Consider the following 25,094-nt stretch of genomic DNA (forward strand, 5'->3'; position numbering starts at 1 on the left):
CGCTTCCCTGGAAGAAAGCGGGTATCTCATTTCATTTTTATCCTTTTATATAAGGACATTTATATAATAAGTTATATAGGTTATCTGCATGAAAAATTTCGCATATATAAAATATACATTTTAAATTTTGTAAGATCTGATATTTTACTGTAGGAAAAATGCTGGATTTTAATGAAAATCCGTCAAATAGTGCAAGTATATTTCCGGAAGGTTGATAACCTTGATACAGAATATTTCTCCTTGTTTCTATTTGCTGAACTAATTTATCTATAGGAATATTTCCTGTTTCCAATTTTTCAATCATCTTTTCTTGTAACAGGGATACATCCGCAAAAGCTAAACTTTCAGAAAGTACCTTCCCTTTATAATGGATGGAGGACAACCTGTAAAGAAAAGTGCCATTTGTATTAAAAAAATTTCTTGCTTCTTTCGGAATCCATGTTCGGTCAATCCACTTTTGCCCGGCTACCTTTAGTTGAATCGTATCTTCCAACATCTTTTCCAGTACCAATACAGTTGGTTCACTTTTAGAAAACAGCAGCTCCTCCATGCTTTTAGACGTTCCGGTATCAGCACGCTCTTTTTTTCTGGTTTCCAAAACTGACATGATGAACACCTCTTTTATCTGATGACAGCTACTTCGTTATAAGCTGATTTGGCTCCATATTATTCCAATGCAATTCAATATAATCCAGGCAGGCCTGACGACTATCTTGTTCATGGACTATACTCCATCCGGCCGGTACTTCTATAAAAGCGGGCCAGAGAGAATACTGGCCTTCCCCATTCATTAACACCTTATATGTGCTGTCTGCGTTCTCAAAAGGATTCATCATCACTCCATTTCCCCTTTCTTTATTCCTTGCAATTTGCTAGCCAGAACCTGTCCAATTTCAGTCAGGGGTCCGGGCTGGCACAAATCTTTGTGCCGGCAATCAATATCATATTGTTCCATATTCCCGTCTATATAAGTTAGCCATGAATCTGGAGAAATTGGATCAAACCAATCCGGTATTATGGTAGACCTAAAAAATAAAAGATTCCCGTGAAATAATTTTGGAGCATAAGCACTTAAAAGACGGACTGAATTCACATAGGTTTCTTTAAGATTCAGAATGGTCTCCTCGTCAAGACTGGCCAGTGCACTGCCATCCCGGCGAAGTATATCAATCGCATTAGAAATATCCAGCGGTCCCCCCCCATACTATCCGGATTATATCCTCCTAATGCAAGCAATGCGATAAGTGCTTCTTGCTCATCTGGCGCTTCTTTAATAGGTAAAAAATGATTTGGATATGCATCCAGCATAACAAGAAGGGCTATCTCTTCACCTTGATTTTGCAGCTGAGTCGCCATTGCGTGGGCAACGTTTCCCCCAAGAGACCAACCTAATAGGTTGTAAGGACCGTGGGGCTGAACGGTGCGAATGTGGCGGATATAATCCGCAGCCATCTCGTCTAAAGTCTCAGGAAATTCTTCCCGTCTTGCAATACCGCGTGCCTGCAATCCATAAATTGGATAATCTGTTCCCAAAGATTTCATCAGCCCCCCATAGCACCAGCTGAGTCCGCCAGCCGGGTGTACACAAAACAGCGGAAGCCCCTCTCCGCCCGTTCTAAGAGGCAGCAGCACGTTCAGTGCACTTTGGCTTGATCCCATCTCCAGCCTTTCAGCAAGGCCGGCAACCGTAGGTGCTTCAAACAGATTGCCAATGCTTAGTTCCACTCCAAGTGCTTCACGAATACGGCGCATCAATTGAACGGCAAGAATGGAATGCCCCCCGAGATCAAAGAAACCGTCGTCGATGCCGATGCGGGACACAAGGAGGATTTCTGCAAACAAATCACACAGAATCTCCTCTTGCGGGGTTCTCGGTCCCCTATTTGAACCAGCCAGAATATATTCTGGTGCCGGTAATGCCTTTCGATCCAGCTTGCCATTTGGGGTTAACGGCAATCTTTCTATCAGGACAAAAGCATACGGAATCATGTAATCCGGTACACTTTGTCCAACATATTGCCGCAGCTCAGCCGGCTCTATACTAACTCTCGGAGTTGGTACAATATAAGCAACCAGCCGTTTATCACCAGGCTGATCTTCACGAACAACAACAGCTGTCTGCTCAACGTGAGGATGCCGGACAATTACAGCTTCAATCTCACCGAGTTCAATGCGGAATCCCCGGATTTTAATCTGATGGTCTGTACGTCCCATATAGTCTAGCGAACCGTCTGTACGCCAACGCGCCAAATCTCCTGTACGATACATTCTGGTTCCAGGTTTTCCATACGGATCGGCAACAAAACGTTCAGCTGTTAATCCCGGACGACCTAAATAACCACGTGCTAATCCGCCTCCAGCTACATACAATTCTCCAGTTACACCTGGCGGGACCGGCTGTAAATACTCATCCAGCACATAGAGATTAAGATCCGGTATTCCCCAGCCAATTAAACTATTCGCCTTAAGAGATGTAATTTCCCGATTCAGCTCCAAGTAACTGACATGTACAGTTGTTTCTGTAATGCCATACATATTGATTAACCGTGGAGCATTTTCCGGATGACGGCGATACCAATCCTCTAAACGGCTCAATTCAAGTGCTTCCCCACCGAAAATGACAAAACGCAAAGAAAGCTTCTGCCCAAGTTCAAAGTGATCCCGGTCTGCTTGCATAAGTTGATAAAATGCAGATGGTGTCTGGTTCAGCACAGTTACCTTCTCATGTACAAGCAGTTTCAGGAAATCTTCAGGAGACCGGCTGATCGCATGCGGTACCACAACAAGACGCCCGCCATGCAAGAGCGGACCCCAAATCTCCCAGACTGAGAAATCGAAGGCATAAGAATGAAACAGGGTCCAAACATCTTTCGAATGAAATTGAAACCAGTGATCTGTTGCACCAAAAAGCCGAACAACATTTTGATGAGGTATCCATACACCTTTTGGTCTGCCGGTTGAACCGGAAGTGTAAATCACATACGCTGCATGTAAAGGCTGCAAAGGCTCCATTCGATCCGCATCAGTCGGATTCATCTCAGAATAGCTGCTTAATTCTTCAAGTGTTTCAGGAGCATTAGTTACAAGTTGCAGCGTCCGGGTACTATCGCTTAATTTAGCTGCTATTTGTGTATTCGTAATCATGCAGACAGGCCGGGCATCGCTAAACATAAAAGAGATACGGTCAGATGGATAATCAGGATCTATAGGCAAATAGGCTGCTCCTGCTTTTAAAACGGCCAATACACTGACAACCGTCTCTAGTGATCTTGGCAATGCCAAAGCTACTAATTGGTCTGGTCCGACCCCTTTGGCAATCAACAGATGTGCCAATTTATTGGCTTTCTTGTTGAGCTCTTCGTAGCTTAGAGATACACCCTCAAATACTGCTGCTGTAGCATGCGGATTTTGTCTTACCCGGTTTTCGAACAATACCGGCAAAGTTGCCTCGGGTATTGGTTGAAAAGTTTGATTCCATGCCGGAAGCATGGCTTGGCGTTCTTCTGATGTCAAGAGATCCAGGCGTCCAATAGGTTGATCGGGGTTTTCTGCTGCAGCCTCCAGTAATTGAATGAAACGTACGGCCATTTTTTGAACCGTATCCCGCTTAAATAAATCGGTACTGTATTCAATGAATCCGGATAGACCACTAGGCGTCCCGTCCGCTTTGTTATGTTCACGAAGTTCCAGAGTAAGATCAAATTTCGCAGCACCCACACTTCTTATCTCTAAACTGGTTTTCATACCAGGCAAATTCAATGCAGCTTCCGGTGTATTCTGGAGTGCTAACATAATTTGAAACAGCGGGTGTCTATTTCGGGATCTAACCGGATTTAATACCTCAACCAAGCGTTCAAACGGCACATCCTGATGTTCATAGGCGGCCAAATTAACTTCACGTACTCTGCTTAATAATTCCCTGAAATCAGGGTCTCCAGATGTATTTGTACGTAATACAAGTGTGTTAATAAACAAACCTACAATTTCCCCAAGCGATTCGTCATTACGTCCCGCAATAGGGCTGCCTACAGGAATATCAGTTCCAGCTCCTAAACGGGTAAGTAATGCCGCAAGCCCCGACTGTAAAACCATAAACAAGCTGACACCGTTTTGACGGGCAAGTTCCAATAGACGTCTATGCAAGTTTGGCTCGACAATAAAATCAATCGTTTCACCACGATAGCTCGCTTCAATGGGACGTGAATAATCAGCAGGAATCTCCAACTGATCAGGCAGATCCTTTAACGCCTGTTTCCAAAAGTCAAGCTGCCGGGAAACAAGGCTATCAGGATTCATCTCATCCCCCAACAGATCTTGCTGCCAAAGTGCATAATCAGCATATTGTACGGGTAGTGGTGACCACTGTACATTCGTGCCTTGAGAACGGGCTGTATAAGCAATAGCAATGTCTCGCATCAGCGGCTTTAAAGACCATCCATCTCCCACGATATGATGCAGCAATACAAGCAGTATAAATTCATTTGGTTTTATTTTAAAAAGCTGAACCCGGATTGCCGGTTCCACTGCAAGATCAAAATTATACCGGACTGCTTCGGTAAGAGCCTTGGAAATTTCCGATTCAGTTATAGGAGTAACCATTAATTTAGGACGGGCTTGAATAGGTTCAAGAATCTGCTGATATGACGTGCCAAGTACATCCGGAAAAATAGTTCTCAGTGTCTCATGCCTAGCCACTACATCACAAAAAGCATCCTGTAAGGCCTTTTGGTTTAATTCTCCAAATAAACGAATTACAACCGGAATATTATAAGTTGGGCTGGGTCCTTCTAAACAGTGAAGGAACCATAAACGGCGTTGTGCAAAAGAAAGCGGAACCTTTGACGGGCGGGTGGCCTTCCGGATAGGCGGGCGCAAACTGTGTGCACGATCCAGCTGCTTTACAAGTCCGGCAACGGTAGGATTCTCAAAAAGTTTGCCGATCCCTAAGCTAACTCCAAGTGTGTCACGAATGCGGCCCATTAAACGTGAAGCAAGAAGAGAATGACCTCCTAATTCAAAGAAACTGTCATCTATTCCAATGCGTGAAAGACCGAGAACTTCAGCAAAGAGTTCACACAGGATTTCTTCTCTTGAAGTTCTCGGTGCCCGATCTGTAACAACCCTATTGAAATCGGGCGCCGGTAAAGCCTTACGGTCTATCTTTCCATTCGGTGTTGTCGGCAGCTCAGTGGCTGTCATAATGAACGAAGGTACCATATAATATGTTAAACTTTCCGATGCATACCGCCGCAGTTCAGCTAAATCCAGATCCCCCTTTGGGCCAGGTACGACATAGGCTGCCAAACACTTGTCTCCATGGCGATCTTTATGAACTGCTACTGCCACTTGCTCAACATCTGGATGTTGATTAAATACGCTCTCAATTTCCCCCAATTCAATGCGAAAACCGCGAATCTTGGTTTGATAATCCGTACGTCCTATATAATCTAACGAACCGTCCGCACGCCAACGGACAAGATCGCCAGTACGATACATGCGTGTGCCTGGTGCTCCATAAGGATTTGCAACAAAACGTTCAGCTGTCAAACCGGGTTGTCTAAAGTATCCGGTTGCTAACCCGATACCGGCTATATACAGTTCTCCAACAATACCTGGAGGAACAGGCTGTAAGTCCGAATCCAACACATAAACCTGCGTATTTGAGATCGGCTTGCCAATTGGAGGTGTCCCTGTTTGATCCCGGTTAATGTTCGCAATAGTTGACCAAATTGTCGTTTCAGTCGGACCAAACAGATTTGTAATTTGACAACCCAAGCTTTGCAGCCGGGACAAAAGATTAAGCGGAAGAGCTTCTCCGCCGACCAGAACTCTGAATCCTCGAAGCCTTTCCGGATGACTGGCCACAAGCGAATGCCAGAGAGTCGGTGTTGCTTGCATAATGGTAATATGATCTTTTCGAATCATGCCTGTTAAAACAGACGGATCCTGGATGGTTTCCTTCCCGGCAATGATCACACTGGCACCGCAGATAAGCGGAAGATAAACTTCCAAGGCTGAAATATCAAATGCAAACGTAGTAACAGCCAGCAGACCATCCTGTTCATTAAGTAATAATTGATCGCGCATCGCCAATAAAAAATGGCTTAAACTTTTCATTGAAACAACAACGCCCTTAGGTTTGCCTGTGGACCCAGAAGTATAGATCGTATAGGCAGGGTTTACAAGCGAAGATTGGCTATAATCCAAATTAGTAATAGGGCAGCTTTTCAATGAATTCATTGTTTTGGGGTCGTCCAATACAATCCTCGGTATAATACAGCCGTCAGGAAACTCGGCTGAAACTGATGAACTTGTAATCACATAAGCGGGCTGAGCATCAGACAGTATATAAGTAATTCGGTCTGACGGATAATCCGGATCCATAGGTATATATGCTGCTCCGGTCTTCAGAACGGCCAGCATTGCCACAACCATCTCCACGGATCGTGGAAATGCCAACCCAACAAAATGGCTGTACCCCACTCCTCTGGCAATTAATAAATGGGCAAGCCGATTCGCCTGCTCATTCAATTCTTTATAGCTGAGCCAAACATTTTCACAACCCACCGCAGCAGAATCAGGATTGCGGGCAGCTTGGACTTGAATTAATTCCGGAAGGCTTACCATCGTCTTTTCCTCAGCCGTCCGATTCCATTCAACTAATACCTTACGGCGTTCCTCCTGGAGCAGGAAATCCGTTTTTCCAATGGGCAGATTAGGCTCAGCAAGCGCTATATTTTCCAGAAAACCTATAAATCGTTTTTTATGAATAAGCAATTCTTCTTCGTTATAAACCGCTGGATTCGCGTCCAGATCAATCCTTAATCCGTTGCCATCATATCTGTGGTAAACCTGAATGGAAAGGTCATCAACCGGTCCTGTCGAAAGATTATGCGTAATACCGCGATATCCGGCAAAACTGAGATCATAATCAAATGGCATCACATTAATGACCGGACCGAACAACCTTTGATTTTCTCCAATCAGTTTAAGCTCACGGCGTAATTCCTCATGCCGGTATTTCTGGTGATGGCGCATTTCATAAATCTCCTTGGAAACTTGACGCACAAGTTCTTCAAGAGTAATACCGGTACTTATGGACAAACGGAGCGGCAGTAAATTCATTACCATAGCGGGAGTATGAATGGACGCTGAACCTAATCGTCCCATCATGGGAAGTCCGAGGATGATATCCTGTTCCCCTATTAACTTGTGAAGATAGATGCCGGCTGCCGCAATGATTATATCAGGCCAATTTGCCCGAAGTCTTCCTGCTGTTTCTTTAAGACGTTCTGTATTTGAAGCAGATAAGTACGCTGTATGACGTAAGAATTCATCAGACGTTCGATGTACCCGACCGGACAGACTTATAACCTCCGGTTGATCAGAGAATCGCCCTAACCAAAAATCCCGGTCCCTTTGAAATTGCCCGGATGCACGATAGTCCGCTTCTTCTTTCATAATCAGTTCGAGAGAACCAAAGGCTCTCTCATCATAAGAACGATTATGGACAAGTGCAGAATAAATTTTTGCTACCCGTTGCGCCAAAAGGGAAAGACCATAGCCGTCTATTGCGATGTGATGGATGCGCTGATACCAGAAAAAACAATCTGGAGCTACCCGAAAAAGCGCCTCGGTGAAAAGTTTGTCAGTTTTAAGATTAACCGGCTTTGATAAATCGTCCTTCATCCACGATCTTGCTGTTTCTTCCGGACTTTTTTCTGAACTTACATCAATAAAATGAAAATAAAATTCACGGGAAGAATCAATCATTTGCCATAATTCATCCTCATTTTCTTCAAAGTGAACGTGTAATGCTTCAGCTTCCGCTACAACCTTTCGGACAGCTAATTCAAACATGTTCGGATCCACTGGTCCCTGAATCTCGATATATTCACCCGTATTAAAAATGGGATTGTCCGGATCCAGTTGTTGTGCAAACCAAATGCCTGATTGTGCACCTGACAACGAATGACGAACCACTTGACCTTTAGGCATTAGTATTACCCCTTTATCACGTAATCTGTTTGTGACATTGTGCTTTGTGCCTGTGAGGACAACAGACTCCACCAGTCGGATATCGTAGGACGTTCAGCCAACCGGGCAAAGGTAATATCTGCGCCAATAAGACGCCATTTTTCCACTAAGCTCATGATTCTAACTGAATCGAGACCTCTATGAATAAGATCTTCATAGTCCGAGATACCTTCTAGTGATTCATATAGAAGTTCGGCAACCTGTTTACGCACAAGTTCCAGTGTCAGGCTGCAATCCTTTTTTACCGAAGCTTGCGAACTTTTTTGCTCTTTGAAAAGAAGGTGTGTTGTCGTAGTAACCGCACACCGTTCAGAGGCATACTTCATAGCCATCTTATGATGATCCAATGAAAAATCGGTAACTGCATCAGCAACGAAAAATGGTTCTATTCCCTCCATGAATGCATCGCATGCTGTTAAAAGGCACCCGATATGAGCATAAACTCCACAAATGATAAGCTGATCGCGGCCATGTTCATGTAAGATGTCCAAAAGGTTCGTCTTTTTGAAGGCACTGTATCTCCACTTTGTAAGAAAGATATCATTCTCATCAGGGCTGAGTTCTTCGACAATTCTTTTCTTATACGGACCGTCAGGAATTCCCGGCCCCCAGAAATCCTGCAATAGACCCCGTTGTTGAAGTGTCTGGCCCCCAGGCTGTGCTGTATAAATTACAGGGATGCCAAACTGCTTGCATTGATTCCTTAAAAATTGGATGTTTTCAATGAGTTCCACCTTCGGTGACTCCCCTGTACGATATGCATCCAGGAAATACTCCTGCATATCATGAATGAGAAGAACCGAACGTTTTGGGTCAGCTTTCCACGTTACCTTATTATTTGGTAAATCCGATATAGAAGGCATTGAATATGCCGAAATGGCGGGAATAGCCATCTTATCACTTCCTTGCGTCAAATAAATTTAGTTTTATTTATGCAATTGATTCGTAGCCATCAGTTTTGCAGCAATCACCTTGCGCAATTCTTTTTTGCTTACTTTTCCTACACCGGTCTTTGGAAAAGAAGCAATGAACTCAATCCGGTCCGGAATCTTGTATGCAGCCAACCCGCGCTCTTTCAGAAAGGTTTTAAGCTCTCCCTCACCTGGAGCGTGACCGCGCGGTATAACAAAAGCACATGATCGTTCCCCAAGATACTCGTCGGGCATAGACACGATTGCCACATCATGCACGGCAGTGTGAGCCAAAAGATGATTTTCAACTTCTTCAGCCGCGACTTTTTCACCACCACGATTGATTTGATCTTTGGATCGCCCTTCTACAATCAGGTAGCCCAGTTCGTTCACTTTGACAAGATCGCCTGTACGATAGAAGCCGTCGGAAGTAAATGACTTAACGTTATGTTCTTCAGCTTTGTAATAACCTCGTATCGTATAAGGTCCGCGGGTTAATAAATGTCCGATTTGTCCGGGTTCGACATCGCGGTCCTCCTCATCAACTATACGGATTTCGTCATATTCAGACATTGGTCTTCCCTGAGTATGGATAATAATATTTTCAGGATCGTCCAATCGGGTATAGTTAACTAATCCTTCGGCCATTCCAAAAACTTGCTGCAAAGTGCAGCCAAAAGTCGGACGTACACGGCGAGCCGTTTCCCTACTGAATTTTGCTCCGCCGACCTGTAAAACTTGCAGACTTGATAAATCATCACTACGTGATGATGCGGCCTCCAACCATATTAAAGCAAGGGGTGGTACAAGTGCCGTAATCGTGACACGTTCCTTTTCAATTAGGGGAAACGCCTCATCGGGACTGGCACCCGAGGCCAGGACAACTCTGCCTCCTGCATACAATGTACCTAGTACACCGGGTGAACTAAGCGGGTAGTTATGCGCAACCGGAAGAACCGCAAGATATATACTTTCCTGATTAAGTTTACAGATTTCAGCACTTACTCGAAGACTATAGATGTAGTCGTCATGAGTTCTTGGAATTAATTTCGGCAAACCGGTCGTTCCGCCGGACAATTGAAGAAAAGCAACATCACTGGCTTTTACTTCCGGCTGATAAGCAGGATCCATATGGAGTTCACTAAGTCCCATAAATTCTTCTGGTTCGCCTGCCACAATTACAGACTGCAGGGACGGAACCCTTTCTTGAACCTGCCTGGCCAGCTTGCGGAAGTCAAACCCTACATGTTTGTCCGTTATAATGTAAGCTTTCGCTTCAGAAAACTCGCAAAAATAAGCAATCTCGCTGCTGCGGTGTGAAGGCAGAGCAAAGATAGGAAGGGCTCCTATCCGGAACAAGGCAAAACAGATTTCGAAAAATTCTATAATATTCGGCAGTTGAACTACTACCCGGTCCATTTGTTTTATTCCCAGTTTGTGAAAACCGGCAGTTAAACGGTCCGCCCTTGTATCAAGTTCACCATAACTCAATTGTTTTTTTCCGCAGGTAACGGCAATGCGTTCACGATGTCTTGCAGCCCGTTCCCGCAACATTCCTCCGAATGTCTCTCCTCTCCAACAACCCTCCTTCCGGTATAATTTTGCAAATTCTTCAGGCCAAGTAGGGCATTCAGGTAACATCCATGCATCCCTCCAAACTTTATTCCAGCTGCTCATTGTTCAACCCCATAGCAAGAAGCATCGTACGAAACTTAGCTGATGTCTCCGCAAGCTCATCTTCAGCTCTTGATTCGGAAACGACTCCGGCTCCGGCAAACAGGCGAAGTGAACGTTCCAGAACTTCTGCACAACGGATTGAAACTACCCACTCACCGTCTCCGTTGGAATCACACCAGCCAATCATTCCAGTGAAAAAACCACGATCGAATGGTTCAATTTCTCTGATAGCTGCCCGTGCCGCTTCAGTTGGCGACCCACAAACAGCAGGAGTCGGATGAAGTGAGGCTGCCAGTTCAAATACCGAAGTTGCGGGGTCAGCAAGTTCTCCCTTGATTTCGGTGGACAGATGCCACATAGTCTCAGTGTGAATTAAGGACGGTTCTGCCGGAACATCCAATATGCGGCAATAAGGTCTGAGTGCAGCGGCAACGGCTTCGACAACCACAGCATGCTCATGCCTATCCTTTGCGGAAGAGAGCAATTCTTGTGCCCTTCTCTTATCCTCGTTAGCATCCTTGCTCCGGGGCCTGGATCCGGCTAATGGATTGGATACCACCTGCAACCCGCTTCGGGAAACAAGCAGTTCAGGACTTGCTCCAATTAATGTCCGATGTGATTGCGTCTTGGAAATGAAACTTATATCCCCTTTATCTAATTCATACTCAGGCAAATCTACAGCAAAGGTGTAGCCTTGACTATTCTGCCGGGCCAGGTTGCGAAGTAACCGGGGGATATCAATGGTTTTCGATGAACTTAGTTTCAAGGACCTGGATAAAACGATTTTGCTAAGATCGCCACCCTTTATACGCGCCACTCCTTTTTCCACACCTCGTACATACTCCGCAGGTTCGGGAACAGCCTTTATTTCATATGTAGACATTACTGAATGTTGCAATTCATTAATAGAATCAAATTGTAACGGTACCGCCCAGCGAATCTCTTCAGGCACTACAAGTTGTACAGGATTTGTTTGATCGAACGGTACCGCTCCGACAACAACCGGATTTCTATGGCCTGCTTGTTCAGCGTTACCCAATACAGCCGTAACAAGCTCTGATAGATTTTCTAGCCTAGTATGCGATACGGTGGCATAAGTCCCTTTTGCAAGTAAAGTTTGATAAGGTGAAGCCAGAAAGAATGAAGAACCGGCCTTGTATTCATTTAATAACTTTATTGCCGATTCTTCTAAAGAAACTGTATGATCCATCGTTTTCATAACCTCCTGATAAATGGATTAGACTCCTAGAGTAGCCCCGCCATCAACACACAAGTTATGCATGGTAATATGACGGGCTTGGTCTGAAGCCAAAAAAAGCACCGCAGCTGCAATATCCGAGGGTAGTGCCAACTTTTTGAGCGGAATTCCTACCCGGTACGTGCTCTGCGACCCGGCAATCATTTTTTCCGCCCCATTCCCATCGCCCCAAAGCAACCGCTGCATCTCTGTCTCTGTCGAACCAGGAGAAACCAAATTGCAACGAATGCCGTACTCGGCTAATTCCAGACCGAGACACTTCGTAAACATGGTGGCAGCTGCTTTGGAGGATGCATAGGCGGCCATATGCATTCTTGGCACAGATGCAGCATTCGAGCCTACGGTTATGATTGAACCCGTCCGGCGGGACATCATGCGCCGGCTTACAGAACGGGATACGTAAAAAACACCATTGGAATTAACTGAAAAAACTTCGTCCCAATCTGCGTCGCTTAAAGAATCAATCGGGCCTACATGAAGAACTCCGGCAATATTAACCAGAATTTCAATGGGACCCATTTCATTTTCAATCTGATTTACAGTTGAATCCACAGCTCTACTATCACTTACATCTATTGGAAATGCTTTTACACGTCCCCCTTGGGTTGTTAAATCGTTCACAAGTTCATTAAGCAAACCAACCTTCTTATCTACAGCTGCAACTTGTACACCTGACTCAACCAGTTCACGCGCCACTGTTTCTCCGATACCTTGGGCAGCTCCAGTTACCAGAGCTATCTTACCTTGAAACCCTTTAAGGCCCATTTCATCAGTCCTTTCCCCTTGACTAAAATACTAACAATTATTGTATTAAGAGTGATTATCTCTCTCGCCATATTGATAATGATAATCATTATCAATATGGCTGTCAATGTTTTTTCTTTTACCGGAATAACTAGGATTACGTACGGGTACTAAAGATACATCCAAATCGTAAATAAAAGACAGCTTTCCTTACCATCAAGGAAAGTTGTCTTTTAACTACAGGATTGTTATAAGGTATGGACCAAGGAATATCATGTAGATGTTTTGGATCTACTGCAATGTTTGTTTCATTTGCTCAAAGGCAAGACTGGACTGATCAGTAATGATACGATCCAGTTTGTCCTTTTTGAAGACCGGATGAAACGTTGCCCCTTAGCCCTTCATCTTATTTCGCTACATTTCCGGCTGTATTGAGCACATCCCATGTTCTTGCAAAAGGCGGCGCATAACACAGATCAAGCATACCCAGCTCTTCCGTCGTCATCTTAGAGTAGATCGCTGAAGCGAGTACATCTACCCGCAGTACAGCGCCATTCTTCCCAATAATCTGACCCCCGAGAATGACTTTCGTCTCCGCATGGTAGATCAATTTCACATGAATATCTGATTGGCCCGGATAATAATTCGTCTGGTTCTTATCTAGAATCGTGACCGTCTTGTATGGAATACCCATTTGCTTAGCTTCCCGCTCTGAAATTCCAGTTCGACCTGCTTCCAGATCCATCACTTTCACACAGGCAGAACCAAGCGTTCCCCTGAACTCACTTTTCTGTCCTGCTAAGTTTTCACCGACAATCCGGCCAATCTTATTCGCCGTCGTCGCGAGCGGAATGTATACCGGTCGCCCCTTAATCAGATGATGTACCGAGGCACAATCACCTGCCGCATAAATATCTGGTAAAGAAGTTTCACCATGAGCATTAATGATCAACGCGCCATTGTCTAACATTTCAACGCCCGTCTCCTTCAAGAACTCCGTGTTCGGACGCACACCTGTCGCCACTACCACGAGATCCGCTTGATAACTGCCGTAATCTGTCTCGACTCCTTCCACCATATGCTCACCCACGAACCCTTTGACGCTCTCATTCAAGTGCAGTTGTACCCCATGAGCCACAAGCTCAGCTTCCATTCTTTTCGTAATTTCTTCATCGAAGGAATCCGGAAGTACTCTAGCATCGAGTTGAATCAGCCGAACATTCTTACCCAATGCCTTCATCGCCTCGACAACTTCAACACCAATATACCCTGCACCGATGACTACAATCTGTTTATGCTCTTCCTTGAGGGCGGCAGCTTTCAACGCACGCCCGTCTGCCATACTTTTCAAGGTGAAAATATTGTTAAGCTCACGGTTGCAGAAAGGCGGAATGACTGCCCGAGCGCCTGTCGCAATCATCATTTTATCGTAATAATCTCCGAATTCTTCACCTGTTGCCATATTCCTCACTTGAAGTGTTTTCTGATCCGGATCCACAGCAACCACCTGATGTTTCGTGAAGACTGGAATGCCTGTCTGCTCGAATTGCTCTTTCGTACGTGCAATCATCCGGTTCGGATCTTCGAAGAAATCCCCTACAAAATATGGCAAGCCGCATGCGCCGAACGATACTTCTTCCGTCATTTCGTAGACGACAATGTCTGCTTCCCGATCCATTCGTCTTGCTTTTGCCGCTGCACTCATCCCTGCCGCAACTCCACCTATAATGATGATTCTCATAGTCAGCCTCCTATTTTTCGATCTATTTTAATCCCTTTCCGTTGCATTCGCACTCAGTGTTTCTATGTCATTATACGTACTTAGATCCATTTCACCCAACATTTTTGCTGTTACCGTACCCGCAGTCATCGAACCACTCACGTTAAGCGCTGTACGACCCATATCGATTAACGGCTCAATAGAAATCAGCAATCCTGCCAGACCGACCGGCATGTTCATTGCGGACAATACGATCAAGGCTGCGAACGTTGCCCCACCCCCGACACCAGCTACACCGAAGGAACTGATCGCAACGATAACAACAAGCTGAATAATGAAGAACGGATCCAGTGGATTGATACCTACGGTTGGAGCGATCATCACTGCCAACATGGCCGGATAAATCCCTGCACAACCATTCTGACCAATTGAAGCCCCTAAAGAAGCTGCGAAATTCGCAATCCCATCCGGTACACCAAGATGCTTCGTCTGTGCTTCAACATTGAGTGGAATCGCGCCCGCACTTGTACGGGCTGTGAACGCAAATGTTAGTGTTGGGAAAATCTTCTTCACAAATGTGAATGGGTTCAAGCCTACAAGAGAGACCAAAATCAAATGAATGATGAATATAATGATAATAGCAACATAAGAGGCCATAACAAACGACGATAAGTTTATGATACCTTTTATATTTGTCTTGGCGATCGTATTCGTCATGAGTGCAAGTACGCCATAAGGCGTTAATCGTAAAATTAAGGTTACAATCCGCATCACGACCGCATAAACTGCATTTGTCATCTTCTGGAACATTTCCGCATGCACAGGCTTCTTACGACGAATTTGCAAAGCTGCAACCCCGATAAAGGCGGAGAAGATAACCACACCAAGTGTTGAAGTCGAACGCGCCCCCGTCATATCCTTGAATGGATTTTCCGGGATAAACTGAAGTACTTTTTGTGGAATCGTCAAATCTTTTACTTTATCCAATTGGTTCTCCATTAATTCGCCACGCTTGTGCTCTGCTTCGCCAGCTTGAATTTGTTCTGCATTTAGACCGAAGATATTCGCTGACGTAATACCGACAACTGCAGAGATCATCGTTGTAAAGATAAGAATACCGATAATGATCGCTGACATTTTACCTAGGCCCTTCGAGGACTTCAAGTTCGCAATCGCGGAGATAATCGATACCATAATGAGCGGCATGATGATCATTTTTAGAAAACTAACGTAACCGTTACCAATGATGTTGAACCAATCGGTTGACATCTTGATAACCTCGGAAGATGGATCATAGACAAATTGTAGGATGAGTCCGAACATAATCCCCATTCCAAGCCCTGTAAATACGCGCTTCGAGAATGAGACGAATTTCGATTGCATGTAGTAGAGTACTCCTACCATAACAAGCATTACGACAATGTTCAAAATAATTAGTAACATGGTATCCATTACAATTCCTCCTGATTTCTTGGTATTCCCTGGTCTTGCTGAACTGTTCCGTTATTGACTCTTCTTGTTCATCATTATGTCTAGTACCAGTTCATCCAACTTCAATGATCCTTCATTACCAAGACGGCAGAAATTATCGATTGTCTCCTCGAGATCTTCCTTGATAATACCGTTCGTACCGGGTACCCGGAGTCCCGATGAAGCGAGTAATGCGGATTGTACCGCAGCTCCTGTACAGGTCGACACCTTCATCGCACAGCCCGCCTTAGCGCCATCACATAACATACCCGTGACATTCCCTATCGAATTCTGCATCGCATAAGAGATCTGTTGCAGGTCGCCATCGAATAGATACGTAATAGCTGCTGCTGCACTAGCCCCGGCTACCGTCACACCACATAAGGCTGACAACCTTCCAAACTTGGTTTTAATCCAGATTGCCAGTAAATGGCTGAATGTTACCGCTCGGACTAGCTTCTCTTCCGTAATGCCTAATCTCTCCGCCACAGCAACGGCCGGCATCGTAACTGCGATCCCTTGATTGCCGCTGCCCGAGTTCAATATGACCGGCATCATAATGCCTGCCATTCGAGCATCGGAACCTGCCGATGTAAGCGCCATCGCATGGGTAATGAGATCATCTGATAATAGACCTTTGCCCACGTTTTCCTTTAAAATTTTGCCCACTTGTAACCCGTAGCTATTTTTTAGTCCCTCCGAGCAAATCGCACTATTCAGAGTAATACTTTGCTTGACCGGCTCCAACTCATCAAGTGGAACCTCTTGAATGAATTGATAGATGTCTGCCAGCGATAACTTAACTTGTTCACTATCATCTTCTTCCGTTTTATCGTGATTTTTTTCACAATATTTTTCAAAAAAAACAGTATTGTTTACTTCAATTCGAGTAATGTTCGTATGTACGTCCTCAATGATCACTTTGGCAATCTCATCCTTACTGTGTACGGTGAGTTCAATGTATAGTTTCTTCGGTGTATCTGCCAATGTGATCTTGACATGGCCCGCGTCTACAAAAGCTGCTGCGTCCTGTTCTGCCCCTCGAGGTACTTGTTTCAGCACTTCCAATTTGCCGTCCGCATCCCCTGCAATCGCTCCCAAAGCAGCGACAAAGTCAATTCCCGTTTGCTTCATCCCAGGGATTCCAACAGCCATCGCATTCTTCATGACATTCGGGCTGATATTGACCTCAAGGGCTGTCATCTTGCCTTTCACATGCCTTCTTCCTACTGCAGCAGCCCATGCAATCGCTACTGGTTCAGTACATCCAAGTGAAATAATAAGTTCTTGTTGTAACATATTCATCATATGCTTATTCAAAGTTGACATCGGTTGCCTCCTTTTATTAATTGAAATTGTACTAATAAATCTCTGGTAGGCAGGTTCACCGTAGAGGTCGACTGACTCAAAAAAATCTGGCCTTAAATGGAACCCGTGGAAGCCCAAATATCCATGGTAAAAATAACAAGTTCCGTCGCAAAAAACCTCTCCATACAATACATAAGCGGCTCTCCCAGTGCACGACACCCATTGGTTTTTCCTCTCACTATAATTTAATGTTTTCTCACCCATTCTTGATTTCCAACTCTTGTTTTTTCCCCTCCCTTACAAGCTGTTCAGGAATCAGATATGTTGCTTTAGAAATAAATCCCCTCAAAAGAAAACGCTTCCACAAAGACTTTTAGAAATTTAACCAGGAAAATATCTTAATTTCTCTTAATTCATTATGTAATAATAATATATTATTACATAATACTTTATCTACACATTAACATAGTTTTTTTCCGTTAGCAATGGAAAAGACATCCATTCATAACTTTAGATTTCTACCCAACGGGTACAAGATATAGATAAATCTGAAGCGTATTTAACTATGCCCGCCAGTTATTTTATGAAATTGATTTGTTTAATGTTTAATATATATTTTTAATTTTTACTCCTTAATTGGTGCTTCCCTTGTATGCGATTCTGGCATGGACCTGTGGTTTAAAGGTTATATTAGAAAAAACGGTTTCCCATTCATCCTTCACTTTGTTCCAAAGTTCCGGATGATAAGCGATAAGTTCTCTGGCAATGCCAAAGATGTCACAGCGCGATTTCTGGAGTTTCTTTATAACTTTCTCAGCCCTCTTTGTTAATTCCTCGTTTAATTGTTCATCTAACATCTTTCTAACCTCGGGGTTGTCCAACCTGTCCTTCGGATATTCCCATACTTTTACGTCCAGTTCAAGATCAAGCTTTACCTGAAGAGGATACTCTCCTTCAACAGGCTGGATACGAATTTTGCGGTGTAACCGGTCCACATTGACAGTAAGATAGTTTCGCAGCGGGAGTCTATTGTCTTCATCCGACACTTTAATGGTTAGCGCGTTGATTTTACCTTTCTTATTGTACATCAGCATGCACATATTGGATTCATCGATATCCAATACAGTACCGCTAAACTTTCTGCCATCCATCAAAGCGAGGCCATCCAGCTTTACTTCATTTTTCTTCTTGTTATAAGCAACATGGGGCAAAAACAAACTGACACTCGGGTCAATGGTATATTTAAAAATCATCATCATATTTGTGTGCGGAACCATGACGTTTTTTTCAGCAGTCTTGATTAACTTAAACAAGTACTCACTAACGAGCATAGTTCCGATGCGGCGCATTTTAATAATATCATGAGCTTCCCCTTTTACGATGGCTACTTTGGCATTCAAAGGGCTGTCCGCCATCCGGTAATATTGGCTAAATAAAGAATAGATATCTTTCTTGGCCAATTCATCCCCAATTAAGAACACCTGTGCCTTGGTAGCCTTGTAGTTTCCTGCCACTTGATGGTCCAATTGGGCACGTCCATCCAGAACATTCTTGCCCTCCACTGTTTTGACATCGCTCTCCGGTGTTACCGGACCTTGCGTGGAAGGCGGATTTTCCCGGATAGCCGCTCCGATTTTCAATAACCCGTCTTTTCCGGCATCGAACGAGAAGCCATATACTAGCCGTACGTCCCTAAGAAGCTTTTGATCCCAGCACCCTGCCAGTAATATGGCCGATACCGTCAAAAGACCGACTATCCGAATATATTTCATATTGTACCATCCCCCTTTCCCCTTTTTTTCCCAACCAGGGTTCCTATAAGGAGAAGCAGCGGGATGACCGCGATGAAAACAAAATTTTCTGTGATCAGAACCGAGTTTAAAATGTCCTGTTTTTGTTCATTGTCCAAATACAGGCTAAACAAAAAGGCAATGGCTGAGGTGTATAGCACATAATCCTGGGTTCGATTCCCGGCGTTAAAAATATGCTGAAGTCCCCTGGAAGCGCCGTATATATAGCTGATTATGGTACTTGCCAAGGAAATTAACCATATGGACATGAAGATCAAGTCAATTCTTTCAATAATCATCGTACCCAAAGATTTGAGAAGGAATAAAACCGGGGTAGTTACCTGCAAGCTTTGGTTAGGTGTCAGAGACAGCGAGCAAACCAAGACCACAAAGGTATAGAACAAGGTAACTAACACATTTTCGAAGGTTAAAAATTTGTATACCCCTTTTTTGTCATCAACAAGCATATAACTGAGCAAGAAGATCTCCATACCGGTAAAAGCAAACCATGCAGGTTTAATCCCTTTAAAAATCTTGGTCCAGCCTGAATCAAACAATGGAAAGATATATCTTATATCTGAATCTTCCAATCCCCAAATCAAAAGAACAACTAATAGTACAAATAAAATGGAAACCAGACCGTCGAACTGCGCAATTACCCGCAGATTCTGACCGCAAAAATATAACATAATGATCAAAAATAGCAGTCCGATTGCCCATGGCGGTGTTAAAGGATAAGCCCAGGCTTGTAAGCGCATAATGCCTCCTGACAGAACCGATGTCGCATTAAGAGTAAAGTGGGCTACGTAAGCGAATGCCAGTAGGATGGCAATCTTTTTTCCCACAATGTGAACCATAAATTCGTACAAGGATTCTTTCGGGAACCGGATGCAAAGAAAATACATAACCGTTAGGATCAGCTGTACGGCAATACCTGTCAAAATAACGGAAATCCAGCCGCTGATCCCTACTTTCTTATGCAGATCATAAGACAGCTCAAGCACTCTGATGCCAATTTGCGTTTGAAAAAGCAGAAATACCAATTGAATTTTCGTTATCGTAAGCTTATCGGTCATAAGGAGCCACCACTTTATTCTCTCTCATTTAATCTTTCTTGAGGAAGGGCATCGTTTGAACGTTTTTTCATTGTCCATTGGGGAAATCGGACCAGGGCATCTTTCAGCCTTGCTATGCGTAAAGGCGCCAGCGGATAGAAGTAAGGAGATCCATAATTTTGCATTTTGCAAAGATGCATAATGAGAATTATAAAGCAGAAGGCAATCCCCAAAAATCCGAAGAGCGTAGCTCCCAGCATCATAGGAAAAGAAATAAGCCGGAGTGAGCTGCCCATTTCAGCCATGGGAACACAAAACGAAGATATCGCAGTGAGTGCAATGACGATAATCATCGCATTGGATACAAAGCTCGCTTGCACTACGGCCGTACCAATGACCAAACCTCCAACAATACCGATTGTTTGGGCAATAGATTTCGGCAGCCTGATCGCCGCTTCTTTTAGCAATTCCAGTACAACTACCATAAACAAGGCTTCTATAATGGGGGGGAAAGGAATGTTTTCCAGTGAACTTTTGATGATATACGTCAAATCGATGGGAATAATTTCATACTGATAAGAAACTACCGAAATATAAAAAGCGGGAAGCGTTGTCGCCAGCCAGAAGCTGATAAATCTTAAAATCCGAAAAAAAGAACCCTGCATCCAACGGCTGTTGTAATCATCCGGAGATTGAAAAAAAGTAAAAAAGGTAACGGGAAGAATCAGAGCCGATGCACTTCCCTGCATAAGCAGGGCAACCCTTCCCTCCATCAAATGGGCCGCAACCCTATCCGGTCTCTCCGTTAAAATAAACTGTGGAAACAAAGAGGCGGGATTTTCGTCCAGGTAATCCTGAAGGGTTCCTGGAGCAGCAGCAAAATCGACTCGAATCGTCTTCAGTTTTTGTTCCACTAGCTGTACAATCTTTGGATTTGTTAAGCCATTGATATATAGAAGGCTGACATTTCTGGGTGCTGTTTCGGATACGCTGTGATACTTTACTACCAGATTAGGGTTTTGAATGCGAAGGCGCACCAGGTACAGATTTAGGTCTACATTTTCAACAAATCCTTCATGAGACCCCCGGATAATTTGCTCATTTCCCGGTTCCTCAATTGTCCGTCCCTTGGTTTTACTAACGTTGGAACAATAAATGGCGGCTTCCTGATCAATCAAAAGAAGGGCATAGCCTCGAATCAGCTTCGTTACCGCATCCTTAAAATCGGTCACTCGAACCAGTACAGCGACAGGGACGGCCTCGGGCAAAGAAGTGGCTTGTGACGTCTGAAGGGGCTCAAGAACTTTGTCCTGAAGCATTTTTTTCTCTACCAGGTTGTCCACATAAATCAAAACGGCTTTCTTCTGATTCCATATTGTATCTCTCGTCCGTACATCATCGCTGCGGCATACCGCATCCAAAATAAAATCCCTGTTAAATATAATATCCGTGGTAATTGGAGAAGAAGGAATAGAGCCGGAAAAATATTCCGGACTACTTTGCACCCTTTTCTTTTTCTTTTTCTTTTTCAGTAACATATCCCACATCTTGGTTCCCCCAAATTAAAGGATCTTTTCTTTATTGTGGTAGAATTGGTCCTTTTTATTCATTACTAAAAACAAGAGGATAAGATTTTGGCTTAACAACAAAACAAAATACAAAAAAGCTTCTGCTGATATACCGGCAGAAGCTGCTAACCTATGGGCAAATGCCTTGCCCCATGCGTTTATTCTTTACTGTCAAAATATACATGCCAGGCTTCCATGGTGCTGCCCAGTTCCATGATTCCAAACGAATACCTGGGCTGGCGCCGTTTGTCCGTCGGTGATCCGGGATTGAACAACAGGATTCCTTCCCTCTTCTCCATATAAGGAATGTGTGAATGGCCAAATATCACTGCATCAGGCTTGTCTTGGGAAAAAGCTTGAAACGCCCGCTGTTCCGTAGTCCCCCGGTAGCCGTCCCCATGGATAAGACCGATTCTGTATCCGGCCAGTTCCAGCATTTTTTGGCGTCCGAACCTTTCAATAATGTCCAAACCGTCATTGTTTCCTGCAACAGATTCCACCGGAGCGATCTTCTCCATAGCCTCTACAATCTCTACAGATATCCAGTCCCCCGCATGAAGAATCAGTTCCACTCCCTGAAGACCTTCAATGAGAGCACCTGGAAGGCCTGTCCTTTTCCCGTATAAATGTGTATCTGAAACGATGCCTACACGCACGCCGCATTCCTCCTTAAGTATGAATTACCCTGGATGTATCATGGCTTTTTATAACGGATCATTTGGTGACCCCTGGCATTTCTACTTATTATAACAAGCCGCAATAGATGAAAGCCAACTACTTTCTCCTTGATTCCATGACTCGATCTGTGATATATTTTTTATTTGTCACCTTATTTGGCTTACATAAATTTATTCTTAGTAGGTAACTGGTCAGGCTAAAAAACCGTTTTTCACTAATAAAATCAAGGAGAGGATTCCGGATAAACTGAGCGGCTGGCCGTTCCCGTATTCCGAAGCGGGGATAAGATACGTATAGCCAGACTGACAGAAGATAATCAAATTCAATCCCTTATTAAGACTATTGCAGGGGCTCAGGCAAGGACACATTCAGACGTTAGCCCTGCTGACAAGAACAGCGGATCAGGCTTCTTACCTTCATGAACAGCTGGAAAGCCAAACAGTCCTTTGTTCATTAGTTGTGTAAAGTTCATACATACCCCTTCTTACTTCAAGACATGTTGAATGGAAGTGCTTGAAAGAATAGCCTGTTTCAGCTCGGCGCGGTCCGCAACATGAGCTAATGAAATCAGCTCAGCTTCCGTCCGGCCCCGGATGGAATCCACAACAGAGTCGTCACCGATAATAACTTCCGGCTGGTATAAATGCACAGAGGATACATCGGTATGCTCAATATCCTCCGGCAGGCCTATTTCAGCCAAAACAGTTTGAAGATTGAGACGAATCATCAGGCTTGTCCCCAACCCGTTGGTACAAACAACAAGAAAACGGATCATGGATGTCCCTCCTTTCCTTTCATCCATTGCCACAATAGTTCGGCCTGGTTAACCGTTTTCACTTTAGCTACAAGCTCTGGATCATTCAGAATATCCAGCAAGGTAGATAAAGCTTTAATATGTCTTTGTTTATCGGCAGCCGCCAATGTTATCATAAGCCATACAGGATGCCCCGAGGGGCCGAAAGGCAAGAGCTCCTTAAACGTAATCAGGCTAAGCCCCGTTTGATATACGCCATCTTCCATTGAAGCATGAGGAAATACAGCACCTTCGCTGATAATAAAGTGATGTTTTTGTGTGCGCACCATTTCAATTAATTTTTCTTCATATTGCATGCTTGTCAGCCCTCGTTCTCTTAGCAGGGCATTCCCTTTACGCATGGCATCTTCCCAGCTTCCGGGATTAGCTGCAAGGCAGATGGAACGAAGAGGAAGCAATTCCGTAAGAGCAGGTACATTATCTTCATGTGAGTTTCCTCCTTCAAACAGCAGAAGGAGTTCCTCAAGAAGACGGTTCCGGTCCTGGATAACGGCATGCTGATCTACCACCCGCATAATCCGGTTTACCGTCTGGATCGTATCCGCTCCTGTATCCTGGGAAATAACAGGCTGGCCAAGAAAAGCTGCGATCTTCTCCTGATCTTCGGCTGAAAGCAAAGGTGATACCCGGATAACCGGGATCGGAATGGGTACTGTCAGTTCAATAGCGGTTAGCAGCAAGTCTGCTTGATTGAAATGTTAAAGCTTTCAACTCTTTAAACGAATACTTTCCTATCACTTGAACACCAGGAAATAACGTTTCCATTCTCCGCTGCAGCAGTGCTGATGTTCCAAGACCCGAGCTGCATACAAGAGCTACCCGCTTTTTCTTTCACTGTACCGTCGGACTTAGCCCTGCACAAATATGAAGGACGATATAACCAACCTCTTCCCGGCTAAAGGATACCCCTTTCGGTTTCATTATACGCTCCACTACGCCGGCCACTAGTTCAAACAAGTCTCCGTACTCTTCTTCCAGCTGATGCAGCAATGGATTGTCTGTCTGGATGTTAAATTTTGCCCTATACATCGCCGGTTTCAAATGTACCCCAAGCCCGTGCATAACCTGCTCCGTTAGCTGCAAAGGATGCCCCAGTTCCTTTTCAACCCGGTAGATCGGTTCTTTGGACAGCCTCATCCAGTTTGTATTTTCTTCATCGGATTCATGCTCTCTTTGAGCCCCCAAAATGTGCCGGGTGATATATCCGGTTTCTTCTTCCGGCACCTGAATATGGAAGTAAGTGTTCTACCGAGGGATTGCAACCGTTTTCACAATGTTATACTCTTTGGTCTTTCGTAATTCAAGAAGACTATCTCTGTCCATCTGTATGGCAAACTGCCGCTTAAGTCTCTCCATCGCCATGAGAATATGCAATATCAGTGCAGAGTGCGAGCCGCCCGAAAATTCAATATGAAGGTTTGTTTCAAGGCATCTCACAACATCAATAACAAAATAAATATCTTCATTTGGAAACCACTGGTTCCACCCTTTCATGTCAATAGACCGACCGCTTGGCTCCAGTAATAAAAATTGAAGCATCCGTTCTTCCGATAAGTCCTTCCGGGCGAGTTCCAGATAAGCCGTTCGTTTATCCAGCTCATTTCCCAGGATGCTAAGTTCTCCCCGCGATTTCTTCATCTGCAGCTTTCTCTGCTCCATCCAGCCTTGTACTTCTTGAATGTCCTGGAGTAATGTATTCCGGCTGATTTTAATTCATCCATCCAGGCAAGCATATTGGTTTTGTTTTGCTGGAGAAGCTGCTTGCACATCAGATGCACTCTTTGTTCCCCGTTCAAATACTCAGGCCTCTTGGCAATCTGTTCTAGCAAAAGCCTTTTCTGAAGCGGTTTCAAAATTAAGCGGACCCTTCTTTTTTGCTGCGTTCCCACGAAATATCAAATTGTCTCAGCCACTCCTCAATCACCAGGAGATCATGCCTCACCGTTCTGGATGAAATCTGATATTTGTCTGTGAAAGTCTCGATGGGCAGGTAACTGGCAGTTTCTATAAGCTGCTGAAGAATTTGCTGCTGTCTGCTGCTTAACATGTACAATCCTCCACTGG

At 44.3% G+C, this 25,094-nt stretch carries 19 protein-coding genes and 1 pseudogene; all 20 read right to left on the minus strand.

Annotated features, from left to right (window positions below):
- Positions 1-37: 37 nt before the first annotated feature.
- Complete coding sequence (locus BXP28_RS06645) at positions 38-607, minus strand: hypothetical protein (protein ID WP_023482538.1); 570 nt, start codon at positions 605-607, stop codon at positions 38-40.
- A 28-nt stretch (positions 608-635) separates the two neighbouring features.
- Entirely contained in the window at positions 636-836 is a 201-nt protein-coding gene (locus tag BXP28_RS06650; protein ID WP_023482537.1) for an MbtH family protein, read from the minus strand.
- Positions 836-7,998 (minus strand): annotated as a pseudogene (locus BXP28_RS06655) (amino acid adenylation domain-containing protein). The gene BXP28_RS06650 and the pseudogene BXP28_RS06655 overlap by 1 nt, the downstream one beginning before the upstream one ends.
- A gap of 5 nt (positions 7,999-8,003) precedes the next feature.
- Positions 8,004-8,930 (minus strand): isochorismatase, encoded by a 927-nt coding sequence (locus BXP28_RS06660; protein ID WP_023482535.1) that lies wholly within the window; start codon positions 8,928-8,930, stop codon positions 8,004-8,006.
- Between the two features lie 33 nt (positions 8,931-8,963).
- Positions 8,964-10,589 carry a (2,3-dihydroxybenzoyl)adenylate synthase gene (locus tag BXP28_RS06665; protein WP_036654448.1) on the minus strand — a complete coding sequence of 542 codons (1,626 nt, stop codon included), beginning with the start codon at positions 10,587-10,589 and terminating at the stop codon, positions 8,964-8,966.
- Positions 10,590-10,608: 19 nt separating this feature from the next.
- Complete coding sequence (dhbC, locus tag BXP28_RS06670) at positions 10,609-11,835, minus strand: isochorismate synthase DhbC (protein ID WP_036654449.1); 1,227 nt, start codon at positions 11,833-11,835, stop codon at positions 10,609-10,611.
- Between the two features lie 27 nt (positions 11,836-11,862).
- Positions 11,863-12,648 carry a 2,3-dihydro-2,3-dihydroxybenzoate dehydrogenase gene (locus BXP28_RS06675; RefSeq protein ID WP_023482532.1) on the minus strand — a complete coding sequence of 262 codons (786 nt, stop codon included), beginning with the start codon at positions 12,646-12,648 and terminating at the stop codon, positions 11,863-11,865.
- Positions 12,649-13,033: 385 nt separating this feature from the next.
- Entirely contained in the window at positions 13,034-14,368 is a 1,335-nt protein-coding gene (locus tag BXP28_RS06680; RefSeq protein WP_023482531.1) for a CoA-disulfide reductase, read from the minus strand.
- A gap of 27 nt (positions 14,369-14,395) precedes the next feature.
- The gene (locus BXP28_RS06685; protein ID WP_023482530.1) at positions 14,396-15,799 is read right to left on the minus strand and encodes an L-cystine transporter; all 1,404 of its coding nucleotides are present in this window, start codon (positions 15,797-15,799) and stop codon (positions 14,396-14,398) included.
- Between the two features lie 51 nt (positions 15,800-15,850).
- A complete protein-coding gene (locus BXP28_RS06690) occupies positions 15,851-17,146 on the minus strand; it encodes an L-cysteine desulfidase family protein (protein ID WP_077584981.1) in 1,296 nt (431 codons plus the stop codon).
- A 611-nt stretch (positions 17,147-17,757) separates the two neighbouring features.
- Positions 17,758-18,897, minus strand: coding sequence for a Ger(x)C family spore germination protein (locus tag BXP28_RS06695; RefSeq protein WP_023482528.1), 1,140 nt, complete (start codon positions 18,895-18,897; stop codon positions 17,758-17,760).
- Positions 18,894-19,991, minus strand: a complete 1,098-nt coding sequence (locus BXP28_RS06700) for a GerAB/ArcD/ProY family transporter (protein ID WP_023482527.1) — start codon at positions 19,989-19,991, stop codon at positions 18,894-18,896. Before BXP28_RS06700 ends, BXP28_RS06695 begins: the two co-directional genes overlap by 4 nt.
- Before the next feature lie 14 nt (positions 19,992-20,005).
- Positions 20,006-21,517: a spore germination protein gene (locus tag BXP28_RS06705; protein ID WP_052304515.1), complete on the minus strand. Its 1,512-nt coding sequence runs from the start codon at positions 21,515-21,517 to the stop codon at positions 20,006-20,008.
- A 179-nt stretch (positions 21,518-21,696) separates the two neighbouring features.
- Positions 21,697-22,194: a metallophosphoesterase family protein gene (locus BXP28_RS06710; protein WP_023482525.1), complete on the minus strand. Its 498-nt coding sequence runs from the start codon at positions 22,192-22,194 to the stop codon at positions 21,697-21,699.
- 506 nt (positions 22,195-22,700) lie between these two features.
- Positions 22,701-22,991, minus strand: coding sequence for a PTS sugar transporter subunit IIB (locus tag BXP28_RS06715; RefSeq protein WP_024093887.1), 291 nt, complete (start codon positions 22,989-22,991; stop codon positions 22,701-22,703).
- A complete protein-coding gene (locus BXP28_RS06720; RefSeq protein WP_023482524.1) occupies positions 22,988-23,710 on the minus strand; it encodes a PTS sugar transporter subunit IIA in 723 nt (240 codons plus the stop codon). The genes BXP28_RS06715 and BXP28_RS06720 overlap by 4 nt, the downstream gene beginning before the upstream one ends.
- A 151-nt stretch (positions 23,711-23,861) precedes the next feature.
- Positions 23,862-24,254 (minus strand): PRD domain-containing protein, encoded by a 393-nt coding sequence (locus BXP28_RS06725; RefSeq protein WP_023482523.1) that lies wholly within the window; start codon positions 24,252-24,254, stop codon positions 23,862-23,864.
- 21 nt (positions 24,255-24,275) lie between these two features.
- On the minus strand, positions 24,276-24,689 hold the full coding sequence (locus BXP28_RS06730; protein WP_077584982.1) for a PRD domain-containing protein: 414 nt from the start codon (positions 24,687-24,689) through the stop codon (positions 24,276-24,278).
- Entirely contained in the window at positions 24,665-24,883 is a 219-nt protein-coding gene (locus BXP28_RS06735; RefSeq protein ID WP_024093884.1) for a hypothetical protein, read from the minus strand. Before BXP28_RS06735 ends, BXP28_RS06730 begins: the two co-directional genes overlap by 25 nt.
- Before the next feature lie 2 nt (positions 24,884-24,885).
- Positions 24,886-25,077 carry an HTH domain-containing protein gene (locus tag BXP28_RS06740; protein WP_024093883.1) on the minus strand — a complete coding sequence of 64 codons (192 nt, stop codon included), beginning with the start codon at positions 25,075-25,077 and terminating at the stop codon, positions 24,886-24,888.
- Positions 25,078-25,094: the final 17 nt, after the last annotated feature.

The sequence above is a fragment of the Paenibacillus larvae subsp. larvae genome (assembly GCF_002003265.1).
Lineage (GTDB): Bacteria > Bacillota > Bacilli > Paenibacillales > NBRC-103111 > Paenibacillus_H > Paenibacillus_H larvae.

Coding starts and splice junctions, on each gene's coding strand:
- BXP28_RS06645 (WP_023482538.1), bottom strand. CDS start 607: ATGTCAGTTTTGGAAACCAGAAAAAAAGAGCGTGCTGATACCGGAACG.
- BXP28_RS06650 (WP_023482537.1), bottom strand. CDS start 836: ATGATGAATCCTTTTGAGAACGCAGACAGCACATATAAGGTGTTAATG.
- BXP28_RS06660 (WP_023482535.1), bottom strand. CDS start 8,930: ATGGCTATTCCCGCCATTTCGGCATATTCAATGCCTTCTATATCGGAT.
- BXP28_RS06665 (WP_036654448.1), bottom strand. CDS start 10,589: ATGTTACCTGAATGCCCTACTTGGCCTGAAGAATTTGCAAAATTATAC.
- dhbC (WP_036654449.1), bottom strand. CDS start 11,835: ATGGATCATACAGTTTCTTTAGAAGAATCGGCAATAAAGTTATTAAAT.
- BXP28_RS06675 (WP_023482532.1), bottom strand. CDS start 12,648: ATGGGCCTTAAAGGGTTTCAAGGTAAGATAGCTCTGGTAACTGGAGCT.
- BXP28_RS06680 (WP_023482531.1), bottom strand. CDS start 14,368: ATGAGAATCATCATTATAGGTGGAGTTGCGGCAGGGATGAGTGCAGCG.
- BXP28_RS06685 (WP_023482530.1), bottom strand. CDS start 15,799: ATGGATACCATGTTACTAATTATTTTGAACATTGTCGTAATGCTTGTT.
- BXP28_RS06690 (WP_077584981.1), bottom strand. CDS start 17,146: ATGTCAACTTTGAATAAGCATATGATGAATATGTTACAACAAGAACTT.
- BXP28_RS06695 (WP_023482528.1), bottom strand. CDS start 18,897: ATGAAATATATTCGGATAGTCGGTCTTTTGACGGTATCGGCCATATTA.
- BXP28_RS06700 (WP_023482527.1), bottom strand. CDS start 19,991: ATGACCGATAAGCTTACGATAACGAAAATTCAATTGGTATTTCTGCTT.
- BXP28_RS06705 (WP_052304515.1), bottom strand. CDS start 21,517: ATGTGGGATATGTTACTGAAAAAGAAAAAGAAAAAGAAAAGGGTGCAA.
- BXP28_RS06715 (WP_024093887.1), bottom strand. CDS start 22,991: ATGATCCGTTTTCTTGTTGTTTGTACCAACGGGTTGGGGACAAGCCTG.
- BXP28_RS06730 (WP_077584982.1), bottom strand. CDS start 24,689: ATGGAGCAGAGAAAGCTGCAGATGAAGAAATCGCGGGGAGAACTTAGC.
- BXP28_RS06740 (WP_024093883.1), bottom strand. CDS start 25,077: ATGTTAAGCAGCAGACAGCAGCAAATTCTTCAGCAGCTTATAGAAACT.